Genomic DNA, 13,113 nt, shown 5'->3' with positions numbered 1-13,113 from the left:
AGGGTAACCCCGTGCGAGAACCACGGGGCTGCCGACCGGGCGTCGCGTCGCCCGTCAGTCGCAGCCGCAACCGCTGGCCGCGGCCACCGGCAGCGGCGCGGGCACGCCGATCTTGGGCAGCCCGAGCAGGACGCCGGCCGGCTTCGCCGCCTTCTCGGCGGTGCGCTTCTCCCAGGCGTCCCCCGCGCGCGTGCGGCGCACTTCCAGGACGGGGCCCTCGGCCAGGAGATGGTGCGGGGCCGCGTACGTCACCTCGACGGTCACGACATCGCCGGGGCGGACCTCCTGCTGCGGCTTGCTGAAGTGGACCAGGCGGTTGTCCGGGGCACGGCCGGAGAGGCGGTGGGTGGCGCCGTCCTTGCGGCCCTCGCCCTCGGCCACCATCAGCTCCAGGGTGCGGCCGACCTGCTTCTTGTTCTCCTCCCAGGAGATCTCCTCCTGAAGGGCGACGAGACGCTCGTAGCGCGCCTGCACGACCTCCTTGGGGATCTGGTTCTCCATGGTCGCGGCCGGGGTGCCGGGACGCTTGGAGTACTGGAAGGTGAACGCCTGCGCGAAACGGGCCTCGCGGACCGCGTGCAGGGTCTGCTCGAAGTCCTCCTCGGTCTCGCCGGGGAAGCCCACGATGATGTCGGTGGTGATCGCCGCGTGCGGGATGGCGGCCCGCACCTTCTCGATGATGCCCAGGTAGCGCTCCTGGCGGTACGACCGGCGCATCGCCTTCAGCACCGTGTCCGAGCCGGACTGCAGGGGCATGTGCAGCTGCGGCATCACGTTGGGCGTCTCGGCCATGGCCGCGATGACGTCGTCGGTGAAGTCGCGCGGGTGCGGGGAGGTGAAGCGGACGCGCTCCAGGCCCTCGATCGCGCCGCACGCGCGGAGCAGCTTGCTGAACGCCTCGCGGTCGCCGATGTCGGAGCCGTAGGCGTTGACGTTCTGGCCGAGCAGGGTGATCTCGGAGACGCCCTCACCGACCAGCGCCTCGATCTCGGCGAGGATGTCGCCGGTGCGGCGGTCCTTCTCCTTGCCCCGCAGAGCCGGGACGATGCAGAAGGTGCACGTGTTGTTGCAGCCCACGGAAATCGACACCCACGCCGCGTAGGCGCTCTCGCGCCGGGTCGGCAGGGTGGAGGGGAAGGCCTCGAGCGACTCGGCGATCTCGACCTGGGCCTCTTCCTGCACGCGCGCGCGTTCGAGCAGGACCGGGAGCTTGCCGATGTTGTGCGTACCGAAGACGACGTCCACCCAGGGCGCCTTCTTCACGATGGTGTCGCGGTCCTTCTGGGCGAGACAGCCGCCGACCGCGATCTGCATGCCCGGCCGGCTCGCCTTCCTGGGCGCGAGCCGGCCGAGGTTGCCGTAGAGGCGGTTGTCGGCGTTCTCGCGCACCGCGCAGGTGTTGAAGACGACGACGTCCGCGTCCCCGTCGGACCCTTCGGGGGCGCGCACATACCCGGCTTCCTCCAGCAGCCCGGACAATCGCTCGGAGTCATGGACGTTCATCTGGCACCCATAGGTGCGGATCTCGTAGCTCTTGGGGGTGTGAACGTCCACTGCGAGGCTCCGGTCGCTGCTGCTGGTCATGGCTCAAGGGTAGGCGCTCCCCGAGCAAGGCCTGCCTGCCTCCGTTCGAGGGACCGGCACCGGCCCGGCACCCTCTCCGTCGCTCTTCCTCGACCACCGCGTCGCCGCCGTCGGATTCCCGGCCGTGCGGCGGGGGCTCCTCGGTGCTCGGGCACGGCCGCGACCCTCGCCAACGCGATCGGCGAGTACCGCGCGCACCCGCGCAGGGCGTCACGGATCGACGAGGCCCGCGCGGATCGCGTAGCGGGTGAGTTCCAGACGGTCGCGCATGCCGAGTTTGTGCAGCAGGTTCGCGCGGTGCCGCTCCACAGTCTTGGCGCTGATGAACAGCAGCGCGCCGATCTCCCTGGAGGTGTGCCCTTCGGCCACGAGTTTGAGGATCTCCTCCTCGCGCTCGGTGATGGGCCGCTCGGGCAGCCCGTCCACACCGTCCCCGCGGTGCAGCCGGTCCAGGTACGAGCGGACCAGGGCCCGCTCCGCGCCCGGGTAGATGAACGGCTCGTCCCGCACCACCGCCCGGCACGCCTCGACCAGGTCCCGGTCGGCGACCGACTTCAGGACGTACCCGCCGGCTCCTGCCTTGAGCGCCTCGAAGAAGTACTGCTCGTTGTCGTACATCGTCAGGATGAGGATGCGCAGGCCCGGAAGGCGGCGGGACAGTTCGCGGGCCGCCTGGAGGCCGGTCATGCGGGGCATGGCCACGTCGAGGACCGCCAGGTCGATGTCACCGGCGCGGGCGCGCTCGACCGCCTCGGCGCCGTCCCCCGCCTCGGCGACCACCGTCAGATCGGGCTCGCCGTCCAGGATGAGCCGTACCCCGCGGCGTACGAGGGTGTGGTCGTCGGCGAGCAGGACCCGGGTCGGCGAGGGCGCGGGCCCCGGTGCGGCCGGTGCGGCGCCGTCCGCCATCAGCGGTCTCCGACAGGGGTCGCCGTGTCCGCCCCGCCCGTCCACGCGTCCGCCCGCAGCCGTATGTCCGTCCCGCCGCCGTCCGCCCTCGACGACACCGTGAGGGTCGCGCCGATCAGCAGGGCCCGCTCGCGCATCCCCCGGATCCCGGCCCCCTCCCCGGCCCGCTCGCCCAGGCCCCTGCCGTTGTCCTGTACGAGGAGTTCGACGCCGTCGGTGACCGGGCGGAGGCGGAGCTCGGCGCGGTCGGCGCCGGCGTGCCGGGCGGTGTTGGTGAGGGCCTCCTGGGCCACGCGGTAGAGCACGAGTTCCGTCTCCTCGGTCAGCGGGGGCAGGCCGGCGCGAAGGTCGTGGCGCACCGTCAGTCCATGGGTGGTGAACTCGCCCGCGAGCGAGCGCAGGGCGCTGAGCAGTCCGAGTTCGTCGAGGACTCCGGGGCGCAGCCGACGGGCGATACGGCGGATCTCGTCGAGGCCGGACCGGGTGGCCTCCTGTGCCTGGCCGAGTTCCTCGCGCAGGTCCTGCGGGGCCCGGTTGGCGACCCGCTTGAGCTGCAACAGCACGGCGGTGAGGGTCTGGCCGACCTCGTCGTGCAGTTCCCGGGCGATGCGGTGGCGCTCGCGCTCCTGGGCGGACAGCGCCCCGGCCGCACTGGCGGCGCGCTCGGCCTCCAGCCGGTCCAGCATGGCGTTGTACGTCGTGATCAGTTCGGCCGTCTCGACCGGTCCCGAGACCACGGCACGGGCCCCCGGGTGCAGCAGGTCCGCGTCGGCCATGGCCCGTCCCAGCCGCCCCAGCGGGGCCAGCCCGAGACGCAGCACGACCGCGTTGACGGTCAGCAGCGCGGCCAGACCCGCGACCACGACGAGCACCTCGCCCGGCAGTATGGGCGTGGAGACGGTGACCGGGCCCAGCAGCAGTGCGGCCGCGACGATCAGACCGGCGGCGTCGAGCACGAAGATCCGCCAGAACAGTGACATGTGCGCGACCCCTCCTCGTCCGACTCCCACAACTCCCCCTACTCGGCGGACAGCCGAGTCTCGTCCGTCTCGCCTTTCTCGTTCGTCTGGTTCGCCTCGTAGGTCTCGTACATCTCGTTCGTCTCGTACGGCTCTTGCCACGTCTGCGGCCTCTGCGGTATCTCCCCGCCCTGCGGTTCCCGGCTCCTGTCGTACGCCGGAACGGCCCCGGCCGCGTCTCCATGGCACTGCCGTGACCAGCCTCTCCGCCCGCCGCCGGCCCTGTCCATCCGTCACGACACCCATGTCGTCACCGTACGGCGGGATGGCAGCATGGCGGTTTTGGGCACTCGTCCCAGACGTCGCAGGAAACGACCAGCAACCACCAGCAAGGGGAAGAAACGTGTCTGCTCCACGCCTACGGACGACACCGCTGCCAGGCATCGGAGTCCAGTACGACCTCGTGACGCGGGAGCAGCGCCACCTGTCCGTGGTGGCCCACCGCGACGGCTCGCGGACGGTCGGCCTGTACCAGGCGGACGACCCCGACTCCTGTGCGCACTCCCTGCGGCTGACCGGCGCCGAGGCGGGCTCGCTGATCGACGCGCTGATGCCGACCCACCACAGCGCGAGCCTGCTCTACACCACGGACCTGGGGCTGGTCGCCGAGCGCGTCGAGGTGGCGGCCACCTCGCGCTGGAACGGGCGGCTGCTGGGCGACACCCGGATGCGGACGGAGACCGGCTCCTCGATCGTGGCGGTGCTGCGGCGGGCCGAGGCGATCCCGTCGCCTGCGCCGGACTTCCGGCTGGCGGGCGGGGACACCCTCATCGTCATCGGCACCCGCGAAGGCGTGGACGCGGCCGCGGCCATCCTCGGTCGGGAGTGATCGAGTGCACTCCGCGGTCCTGCTGATCGAGTTCGGTTCCATCATCCTCGGCCTCGGCCTGCTCGGCCGGTTCGCCGCCCGGTTCCGGTTCTCGCCGATCCCGCTGTACCTGATGTCCGGCCTGGCGTTCGGTGAGGGCGGACTGCTGCCGCTCGGCGCGAGCGAGGAGTTCGTGGCCACCGGTGCCGAGATCGGCGTCATCCTGTTGCTGCTGATGCTCGGCCTGGAGTACACGGCGAGCGATCTGGTCTCCAACCTCAAGGCGCACTATCCGGCCGGTCTCGTCGACTGCGCCCTCAACGCCCTGCCGGGCGCGGCCGCAGCGCTGCTGCTGGGCTGGGGGCCGGTGGCGGCCGTGGTGCTGGCGGGCGTCACCTGGATCTCGTCGTCCGGTGTGATCGCCAAGGTGCTGGGCGACCTGGGCCGGGTCGGCAACCGGGAGACCCCGGTGATCCTCAGCGTGCTGGTCCTCGAGGACCTGGCCATGGCGGTCTATCTGCCCATCGTCACCGCCCTGGTGGCCGGGGTGGGGCTGGCGGCCGGCAGCGTCACCCTGGCCATCGCGCTGGGCGTCGCGGGGCTCGTGCTGTTCGCGGCGGTGCGCTACGGCCGGGTCATCTCCCGGTTCGTGTCCAGCGACGACCCGGAGAAGCTGCTCCTCGTCGTGCTGGGGCTCACCATCCTGGTCGCCGGAGTGGCGCAGCAGCTCCAGGTGTCGGCGGCCGTGGGGGCGTTCCTGGTGGGCATCGCGCTGTCCGGGGAGGTCGCCGAGGGCGCGCACACGCTGCTGAGCCCGCTGCGTGACCTGTTCGCCGCCGTCTTCTTCGTCTTCTTCGGGCTGCACACCGACCCGGCGAGCATTCCTCCCGTCCTGCTGCCCGCCCTCGCGCTGGCCGTCGTCACCGCCGCGACGAAGATGGCCACCGGTTACTGGGCGGCCCGGCGGTCCGGGATCTCGGTCAAGGGGCGCTGGCGGGCGGGCGGCGCGCTGGTGGCGCGCGGAGAGTTCTCGATCGTCATCGCGGGGCTGGCCGTCACCGCCGGGATCGAGCCTTCCCTCGGACCGCTGGCCACGGCGTATGTACTGATCCTGGTCGTCCTGGGACCGCTCACCGCCCGCTACACGGAACCAGTGGCGGCTTGGTGGGCGCGGCGCCGGGCGCCCCACGACCAGGGCACGGCGGAGCGGCTGCCCGAGGCGATGACCCAGACGCCGGTGCGCGACTGAGGCGCGGTGGCTCCGGTCATGGACGCCGCCGGTCCGGTCCCCGGGCCGTGTACGGCGGCGTCGACCAGAGCGGCACCCTGCGGCCCCAGGTGACGCTCTTCGGTCCTCACGTGCTCCAGCGCGAGCGGGACACCGCGCCGGACACAGTGCTCCGGGCGCGGAAGCCGATCACCTTCCCGACCGGTTCCTACGCCTCAGGCCGCGCCGCCGGGGTCCAGCCCTGGCGGCGCAGCACGGCGGCCACGTCCGGTATCTCGTAGTGCTCGCCCTTGAGCACCTTGCCGTCGGCACGGCGGGCGACCTGGCCGCCCGGACCCAGCTTGGTCATGTTGGACCGGTGGATCTCGGCGAGGACCGCGTCGAGATCGATGCCGTGCACCAGGGCCGTGCCGTAGGCGACGTAGACGACGTCGGCCAGCTCGTGCGCGAGCCGGTCCAGCGGGCCGCTCACCGACACCTCGGCGACCTCCGCCGCCTCCTCGGCGAGAAGCTCACCACGCTGTGCGGCGAGGCGGGGCGACACCTCCGTCGGCGTGCTGCGGGCATCGAGTCCGAAGGCACGGTGGAACTCACGGACCAGGTCGGCGGGCGAGGAACTCATGCACCGACTGTAACGACGGCCACTGACACCGCCGCCCCGAACCGGCCCTGTGAGCCCCGCCCTGGTCAGCACCGCGTTCCGGCTGGCAGGATCGCGCGCATGTCCCCGTTGTTCTCCCGTATCGGCAGGCGCCGCGCGCTCCAGGGCACGGCTGCCGGTGTCGTCGTCCTCGGGCTGCTGCTGTGGTGGCTGCTGCCCCTGGGCGAGGACCCGCCGAGCGGGTCGATCACCTTCAGCACGGGCACGACGAGCGGCGTCTACTACGAGTACGGCAGCCGCCTGCGCGCCGAGCTGGCCAGGGACATGCCCGACCTGGACGTCAAGCTGTCGACCAGCAACGGATCGCAGGAGAACGTCGCGCGCGTGGCGACCGGCGAGGCCGACTTCACCATCGCCGCGGCCGACGCCGTGGAGACGTACGAGCGGCAGCACCCCGGCTCGGCCGCCCGGCTGCGCGGGGTGGCCCGCCTGTACGACGACTACGTCCAGCTCGTGGTGCCGCGCGACTCGGACATCCGGTCCGTCGCCGACCTGCGGGGCAGAACCGTGGCGACCGGGCTGCCCCGCTCGGGCGTGCGACTGATCGCCGAGCGGGTGCTCAAGGCGGCGGGCCTCGATCCGGCGAAGGACATCACGGCCGCGTCGCAAGGCATCGACACGGGTCCCGAGGAGCTGAAGAAGGGCAGGATCGACGCCTTCTTCTGGTCCGGCGGGGTGCCGACGGCCGGCCTGGAGAAGCTCGCCGACACGTTCACCTTCCGGTTCGTGCCGATCGGCCCCGATCTCGTCGCCAAGATGCACGACCAGGACGACTCCACCGGGTTCTACCGGGCCACGAACATGCCGGAGTCGGCCTACCCCACCATCCAGAACGGCTCCACCGTGCCGACGATCGCGGTGTCCAACCTGTTGATGACCCGTACGGACATGGCGCCCCGGCTCACCGAATGGCTGACCCGGACCGTGATCAAGAGCCGCGACGGGATCGGCGCGCATGTGCATTCCGCGCAGTTGGTCGACCTGCGCACGGCCATCTACACCGACCCCCTGAAGCTGCACGAGGGCGCCCGGCGCTACTACCGCTCCGTCAAGCCGTAGGACCCTGGCTACGACGTCGGCGATCTCGGGACCGACACCGTCGCCGTCAGTCCGCTGGGCTCGTGATGGTCGTAGGAGAGGGAGCCGCCGCCCGCCGCGAGCAGGGCCCGGGAGATGGACAGGCCCAGCCCCGAGCCCTTGACGTTCTGGTGACGGCCGCTGCGCCAGAAACGGTCGCCCACGCGCGTGAGCTCCTCGTCGGTCAGCCCGGGGCCGTTGTCGGTGACGACGACGGTCGTGGTCGCGCCGTCTGCCGCGACCGTGACCGTGACGCTCTCCCCCTCCGGGGTGAACTTCACCGCGTTGTCGATCACGGCGTCCAGCGCGCTGGACAGCGTCACCGGGTCGGCCCATGCCGTGGTGGGCGGGCAGTCGCCGACGAGCCGGACGCCCTTGGCCGCGGCGGTGGGCGCCCAGGCGGCCACGCGCTCGGCGGCCAGCGCGCCGATGTCGGTGACCCGCAGGTCGGCCTCCGCGTGCTCGGCCAGGGCCAGGTCGAGCAGGTCGTCCAGGACCTGGGCCAGGCGCTTGCCCTCGTTCTGAACCGAGGCGATCTCCTCGTTGCCCTCCGGGAGCTCGTACCCGAGCAGTTCGATGCGCAGCAACAGGGCCGCGAGCGGGTTGCGCAGCTGGTGCGAGGCGTCGGCGACGAAGGCGCGCTGCTGCTCCAGCACGTCCTCGACGTTGTCCGCCATCTCGTTGAACGCCCCGGCCAGCCGCCGGAGTTCCGGCGGCCCGCCGGCCACCGCGACCCGGGACTTCAGGCGGCCGCTCGCGATCTCGTGGGTGGTGGCGTCCAGGACCCGTACCGGCCGCAGCACCCAGCCGGTCAGCCGCAGGGCGGCGCCGATGGCCAGCAGCATCGCGGCGATCTCGCCCGCGCCGACGACGAGCCAGCCGTGCAGGATCCGCGACCGCATCGGTCCCGTGGGCGAGTCGGTGACGACGACGGCGACGACGTCACCGTCCCGGATGACCGGCGAGGCCACGACGAGCCGGTTGCGCTGCCACGGCCACACCTGGCGGGGGTCGTGGCTGCGACGGCTGAGCAACGCCTCCTCGAAGGCATCCCGCACCTCCCCCTTTTCGGGGAGGTACCAGTCCCTCGGGGCATGAGCCATGGGGGTGTCGGTGCCGTAGAAGACACCGGCACGAATGCCGTAGACGTCGTAGTAGCTGTCGAGCTCCCGGCTGAGCGTCGCGCGTCGCTCGTTCGTGGCCGACGCGGAGTCGTTGACGCCCGAAGACGCGGTGACGAACTGGGCGAGCGCCGCGAACCGCGCGGTGTCGTCGATGCGGTCGACGACCACGCTCTGCTGCTGGGCGCCCGCCACACTGACGGCCAGCGGCACCCCGAGGGCCAGCAGTACGGCCGCCATCAGCACGATGAGCAGCGGCAGGAGACGGGTACGCAACCGCGGTCCCCGCTATGCGCCGGGAGCGACGAGCCGGTAGCCGACGCCGCGTACGGTCTCGATCAGCGCGGGCATGCGCAGCTTGGCGCGCAGCGAGGCCACGTGCACCTCGAGGGTGCGCCCGGTCCCCTCCCAGTTGGTGCGCCACACCTCACTGATGATCTGTTCCCGGCGGAAGACCACACCGGGACGCTGGGCGAGCAGCGCGAGGAGGTCGAACTCCTTGCGGGTCAGTTGGACTACCGAACCGTCCACCGTGACGCGTCGGGTGGGCAGCTCGATGTGCACCGGGCCCAGGCGCAGCGCGTCCTCCCCGCCGGCCTCCGCGTCCTCGTGGACGGTGCGGCGGCTGACGGCGTGGATGCGGGCGAGCAGCTCCCCGGTGTCGTACGGCTTCACCACGTAGTCGTCGGCGCCCAGGTTGAGGCCGTGGATGCGCGAGCGGACGTCGGAGCGGGCGGTCACCATGATCACCGGCGTGGCGGTGCGTTTGCGGATCTTGCCGCAGACCTCGTACCCGTCCTGGTCGGGGAGGCCGAGGTCGAGCAAGACGACGCCGAAGCCGGGGCCCTCCGGGACGAGCGCCTGGAGCGCCTCCTCGCCGCTGCGCGCGTGGGTGACGTCGAAACCGTGCCGCTTCAGGACCGCGGACAGGGCGGCGGCGACGTGGTTGTCGTCCTCGACGAGCAGCAGTCTCACGCCGGCCTCCTCCGATTGGTCGGGCATACGGTCTGACTCACTAAAACAGGCGTTCGGTTCTCCGGTCGGGAAAACGCGGGCACACGCGTGTGTGCATCATGGCAGTCACGCTGATGGACGAGGACGCAGTCAAGAGGGTTCCGGTTGCGCCCGGCTTCCGTTATCCGCCCGATACGCCCGCAGGTCACAAGTGCTACGACACGTGTCCGATTGCTATCGGATCGTGATGCTCAGATTCCCCTCAGATGTAATGACGCTGGTCGCGACAGGTCACTACTGTCCTCCGAAACCGAGGAGGACGGAGCACCAGAGCGATGACCGAAGTATCGGTGACCAAGGAAGACGCGGTCGCGAGCGGTGAACTGGTCGTCCTGAGGAGCGTCAACAAGCACTTCGGCGCGTTGCACGTTCTCCAGGACATCGACCTCACGATCGACCGCGGCGAGGTCGTCGTGGTCATCGGACCCTCCGGGTCCGGCAAGTCGACCCTGTGCCGCACCATCAACCGCCTGGAGACGATCGACGAGGGCGCGATCACCATCGACGGGAAGCCGCTGCCCCAGGAGGGCAAGGCGCTGGCCCGGCTGCGCGCCGACGTCGGGATGGTGTTCCAGTCGTTCAACCTCTTCGCGCACAAGACCGTGCTCGAGAACGTGATGCTCGGCCAGATCAAGGTCCGCAGGGTCGACAAGAAGAAGGCCGAGGAGAAGGCGCGCGCGCTCCTCGACCGGGTCGGCGTGGGCACCCAGGCCGAGAAGTACCCCGCGCAGCTCTCCGGCGGTCAGCAGCAGCGCGTCGCCATCGCACGCGCGCTGGCGATGGATCCGAAGGTCATGCTCTTCGACGAGCCGACCTCGGCTCTGGACCCCGAGATGATCAATGAGGTCCTCGAAGTCATGCAGCAGCTGGCCAGGGACGGCATGACCATGATCGTCGTCACCCACGAGATGGGTTTCGCACGATCGGCTGCAAACCGCGTGGTGTTCATGGCGGACGGACGCATCGTCGAAGAGGCTGCGCCCGACCAGTTCTTCAGCAATCCGCGCAGCGACCGTGCCAAGGACTTCCTGTCGAAGATCCTGCACCACTGATCTGCATCACTGACGGAACCCGCGCCACACGCAGTACTTCACCACTCTTCTAAGGAAGTTCCATGAAGCTTCGCAAGGTCACCGCCGCCTCCGCCGCAGCCCTCGTCCTCGCCCTGACCGCCACCGCCTGCGGCGGCGACGACAGCAAGGACGACACCGGCAGCAGCAGCTCCAGCGGCGGCAGCGGTGGAAAGATCAAGGTCGGCATCAAGTACGACCAGCCCGGCCTCGGCCTGAAGAAGCCCGACGGGTCCTTCGCCGGCTTCGACGTGGACGTCGCGACCTACGTCGCCAAGCAGCTCGGTTACAAGCCGGACCAGATCGAGTTCGTCGAGACCAAGAGCGCCGACCGCGAGAACGCCCTCGCGCGCGGGGACGTGAAGTTCATCGCGGCCACCTACTCGATCAACGACGAGCGCAAGCAGAAGGTCGACTTCGCCGGCCCGTACCTGCTGGCCCACCAGGACCTGCTGATCAAGTCGGACTCCGACATCTCCAAGGCCACGGACCTCAACGGCAAGAAGCTGTGTTCCGTGACCGGCTCGACGTCGGCGCAGAACGTCCAGAAGTCGATCGCCCCGAAGGCGAACCTCAAGGAGTACAGCTCCTACTCGGAGTGCATCGCCGGTCTCCAGAGCGGCGCCGTGGACGCGGTGACCACCGATGACTCGATCCTCGCCGGCTTCGCCTCCCAGGACCAGTACAAGGGCAAGTTCAAGCTCGCCGGTCTGAAGCTCAGCAACGAGAACTACGGCGTCGGCGTCAAGAAGGGCGACTCCGCGACCGTCGACAAGATCAACAAGGCGCTGGAGCAGATGGTCAGCGACGGCTCGTGGCAGAAGGCGGTCGACGCGAACCTCGGCCCGGCCGACTACAAGAACGAGCCCGCCCCGAAGATCGGCGTCATCGTCCCGAACGCCTCGTAACGACAGTTCACCCAGCGGGGTACCTGCGGTGCGCCGCCGTCCGTCGCGATCACGGCGGCGGCGCGCCCCGCCCTCCTCATAGGCCACCCACCCGGAAGCGCGGGAGATCGTGTTCGACTTTCTTGATGGTTACGACGTCCTAGGGGCGTTCTGGATGACGGTGAAACTCACCGCCCTCTCCGCCGTGGGTTCCCTGGTCTGGGGCACCCTGCTGGCCGCGATGCGGGTGAGCCCGGTTCCGCTGATGCGCGGGTTCGGCACCGTCTATGTCAACGTCGTCCGGAACATCCCCCTGACGGTCATCATCCTGTTCAGCTCGCTCGGCCTCGCCGACGTCTTCGGTGTGACCATGGGAAGCGACGACTTCAAGGTCCAGGGCTTCCGGCTGGCCGTGCTCAGCCTCATCGGCTACACCGCGGCCTTCGTGTGCGAGGCGATCCGCTCCGGCATCAACACCGTGCCGCTCGGCCAGGCGGAGGCGGCCCGGGCCATCGGCCTGAGCTTCAGCCAGACCCTGACGCTCATCGTCCTTCCGCAGGCCTTCCGCTCGGTCATCGGCCCGCTGGCCAACGTCCTGATCGCGCTGACCAAGAACACCACGGTGGCGGCCGCCATCGGCGTCGCCGAGGCCGCCTACCTGATGAAGACGATGATCGAGAACGAGGCGCAGACGCTGCTCATCGGCGCGGTCTTCGCGTTCGGCTTCGTGGTACTGACCCTGCCGACCGGCCTCATCCTGGGCTGGCTCAGCAAGCGACTGGCGGTGAAGCGATGACCTCGGTCCTGTACGACACTCCCGGCCCCCGCGCCAAGCGGCGCAACGTCCTCTTCTCGGTGGTCTTCACCGTCCTGCTCGCCCTGCTCCTGTGGTGGGTGTGGCAGAAGATGGACGAGAAGGACCAGCTCACCTCCGCGCTGTGGAAGCCGTTCACCGAGTCCGAGGCCTGGACGACGTATCTGCTGCCCGGCCTCGAGAACACCCTCAAAGCGGCCGCGCTCTCCATGGTGATCGCCCTTCCGCTGGGCGCGGTCTTCGGTATCGCGCGCCTGTCCGACCACCGTTGGGTGCGCGCCGTGTCCGGCACTGTGGTCGAGTTCTTCCGGGCGATCCCGGTACTGCTGCTGATGCTGTTCGCCAACGAGTTCTACGCCCGCTCCACGGACGTCAGCAGCGAGGACCGGCCGCTCTACGCGGTCGTCACCGGCCTGGTGCTCTACAACGCGTCGGTCCTCGCCGAGGTCGTCCGGGCCGGCATCCTCTCGCTGCCCAAGGGCCAGACCGAGGCCGCGTACGCGATCGGCCTGCGCAAGGGCCAGACGATGACCAGCATCCTGCTTCCGCAGGCGGTCACCGCGATGCTCCCGGCGATCGTCAGCCAGCTGGTGGTCATCGTGAAGGACACCGCACTCGGTGGTGTGATGCTCGGATTCCCCGAGCTGCTCAACTCCCGCGGCACGCTGGCGGCCAACTACGCCAACGTGATCCCGAGCTTCATCGTGGTCGCGGTCATGTTCATCGTGCTGAACTTCATCCTCACCAGCTTCGCGAGCTGGCTGGAGCGCTACCTGCGGCGCAGCAAGCGCAGCACGGGCGCGGTGCTCGGCGTCGACAAGGTCGACGACCTGAACGCCGCCGAGGTCGGCGGCACCTACGGCACCGGCGCGGGCGGCAGCATCTGACGCGACATCAGGCGATGTGACCTGTACGGAGGCG

The 13,113-nt window shown here is 70.2% G+C and carries 13 protein-coding genes; 7 read left to right on the top strand and 6 right to left on the bottom strand.

Features of this window, described 5'->3' with window-relative positions; translation table 11 throughout:
- Positions 1–54: 54 nt before the first annotated feature.
- From miaB to QF030_RS30370, 3 genes are all read right to left on the bottom strand, one after another.
- Positions 55–1,584: a tRNA (N6-isopentenyl adenosine(37)-C2)-methylthiotransferase MiaB gene (gene miaB, locus QF030_RS30380; protein WP_307165756.1), complete on the bottom strand. Its 1,530-nt coding sequence runs from the start codon at positions 1,582–1,584 to the stop codon at positions 55–57.
- 210 nt (positions 1,585–1,794) lie between these two features.
- Positions 1,795–2,493, bottom strand: coding sequence for a response regulator (locus tag QF030_RS30375; RefSeq protein WP_307165755.1), 699 nt, complete (start codon positions 2,491–2,493; stop codon positions 1,795–1,797).
- Entirely contained in the window at positions 2,493–3,473 is a 981-nt protein-coding gene (locus tag QF030_RS30370; protein WP_307165754.1) for a sensor histidine kinase, read from the bottom strand. The genes QF030_RS30375 and QF030_RS30370 overlap by 1 nt, the downstream gene beginning before the upstream one ends.
- A 382-nt stretch (positions 3,474–3,855) precedes the next feature.
- On the opposite strand from QF030_RS30370, the gene QF030_RS30365 reads away from it, so the two are divergent.
- Positions 3,856–4,341 carry a cation:proton antiporter regulatory subunit gene (locus tag QF030_RS30365; RefSeq protein ID WP_307165753.1) on the top strand — a complete coding sequence of 162 codons (486 nt, stop codon included), beginning with the start codon at positions 3,856–3,858 and terminating at the stop codon, positions 4,339–4,341.
- A gap of 4 nt (positions 4,342–4,345) precedes the next feature.
- Positions 4,346–5,569: a cation:proton antiporter gene (locus QF030_RS30360; RefSeq protein WP_307165752.1), complete on the top strand. Its 1,224-nt coding sequence runs from the start codon at positions 4,346–4,348 to the stop codon at positions 5,567–5,569.
- A 187-nt stretch (positions 5,570–5,756) separates the two neighbouring features.
- On the opposite strand, the gene QF030_RS30355 is transcribed toward QF030_RS30360, so the two are convergent.
- Complete coding sequence (locus QF030_RS30355; protein WP_307165751.1) at positions 5,757–6,170, bottom strand: MazG nucleotide pyrophosphohydrolase domain-containing protein; 414 nt, start codon at positions 6,168–6,170, stop codon at positions 5,757–5,759.
- Between the two features lie 99 nt (positions 6,171–6,269).
- Between QF030_RS30355 and QF030_RS30350 the strand changes: the two genes are divergently transcribed.
- Entirely contained in the window at positions 6,270–7,268 is a 999-nt protein-coding gene (locus QF030_RS30350) for a TAXI family TRAP transporter solute-binding subunit (protein WP_307165750.1), read from the top strand.
- 8 nt (positions 7,269–7,276) lie between these two features.
- Here QF030_RS30350 and QF030_RS30345 read toward each other — a convergent pair whose 3' ends face one another.
- Together QF030_RS30345 and QF030_RS30340 are read right to left on the bottom strand one after the other, a co-directional pair.
- Positions 7,277–8,683, bottom strand: coding sequence for a sensor histidine kinase (locus QF030_RS30345; protein ID WP_307165749.1), 1,407 nt, complete (start codon positions 8,681–8,683; stop codon positions 7,277–7,279).
- A gap of 12 nt (positions 8,684–8,695) precedes the next feature.
- Positions 8,696–9,382 (bottom strand): response regulator transcription factor, encoded by a 687-nt coding sequence (locus QF030_RS30340; protein WP_307165748.1) that lies wholly within the window; start codon positions 9,380–9,382, stop codon positions 8,696–8,698.
- A gap of 314 nt (positions 9,383–9,696) precedes the next feature.
- Here QF030_RS30340 and QF030_RS30335 point away from each other — a divergent pair, with 314 nt between their 5' ends.
- From QF030_RS30335 to QF030_RS30320, 4 genes are all read left to right on the top strand, one after another.
- On the top strand, positions 9,697–10,473 hold the full coding sequence (locus QF030_RS30335; RefSeq protein WP_307165747.1) for an amino acid ABC transporter ATP-binding protein: 777 nt from the start codon (positions 9,697–9,699) through the stop codon (positions 10,471–10,473).
- A 62-nt stretch (positions 10,474–10,535) separates the two neighbouring features.
- Positions 10,536–11,399: a glutamate ABC transporter substrate-binding protein gene (locus QF030_RS30330; RefSeq protein WP_307165746.1), complete on the top strand. Its 864-nt coding sequence runs from the start codon at positions 10,536–10,538 to the stop codon at positions 11,397–11,399.
- A 109-nt stretch (positions 11,400–11,508) separates the two neighbouring features.
- Positions 11,509–12,174 carry an amino acid ABC transporter permease gene (locus tag QF030_RS30325; RefSeq protein WP_307165745.1) on the top strand — a complete coding sequence of 222 codons (666 nt, stop codon included), beginning with the start codon at positions 11,509–11,511 and terminating at the stop codon, positions 12,172–12,174.
- Positions 12,171–13,079: an amino acid ABC transporter permease gene (locus tag QF030_RS30320; RefSeq protein ID WP_307165744.1), complete on the top strand. Its 909-nt coding sequence runs from the start codon at positions 12,171–12,173 to the stop codon at positions 13,077–13,079. The genes QF030_RS30325 and QF030_RS30320 overlap by 4 nt, the downstream gene beginning before the upstream one ends.
- Positions 13,080–13,113 lie beyond the last annotated feature (34 nt).

It is taken from the genome of Streptomyces rishiriensis (assembly GCF_030815485.1).
Classification (GTDB): domain Bacteria; phylum Actinomycetota; class Actinomycetes; order Streptomycetales; family Streptomycetaceae; genus Streptomyces; species Streptomyces rishiriensis_A.
Note: the sequence above shows the minus strand (reverse complement) of the source record. Positions and strands in the feature narration are given on the sequence as shown.

Bases quoted from the DNA above. Each gene is read 5' to 3' on its own strand.
- miaB (WP_307165756.1), bottom strand. From the start codon at position 1,584: ATGACCAGCAGCAGCGACCGGAGCCTCGCAGTGGACGTTCACACCCCC.
- QF030_RS30375 (WP_307165755.1), bottom strand. From the start codon at position 2,493: ATGGCGGACGGCGCCGCACCGGCCGCACCGGGGCCCGCGCCCTCGCCG.
- QF030_RS30370 (WP_307165754.1), bottom strand. From the start codon at position 3,473: ATGTCACTGTTCTGGCGGATCTTCGTGCTCGACGCCGCCGGTCTGATC.
- QF030_RS30355 (WP_307165751.1), bottom strand. From the start codon at position 6,170: ATGAGTTCCTCGCCCGCCGACCTGGTCCGTGAGTTCCACCGTGCCTTC.
- QF030_RS30350 (WP_307165750.1), top strand. From the start codon at position 6,270: ATGTCCCCGTTGTTCTCCCGTATCGGCAGGCGCCGCGCGCTCCAGGGC.
- QF030_RS30335 (WP_307165747.1), top strand. From the start codon at position 9,697: ATGACCGAAGTATCGGTGACCAAGGAAGACGCGGTCGCGAGCGGTGAA.
- QF030_RS30330 (WP_307165746.1), top strand. From the start codon at position 10,536: ATGAAGCTTCGCAAGGTCACCGCCGCCTCCGCCGCAGCCCTCGTCCTC.
- QF030_RS30320 (WP_307165744.1), top strand. From the start codon at position 12,171: ATGACCTCGGTCCTGTACGACACTCCCGGCCCCCGCGCCAAGCGGCGC.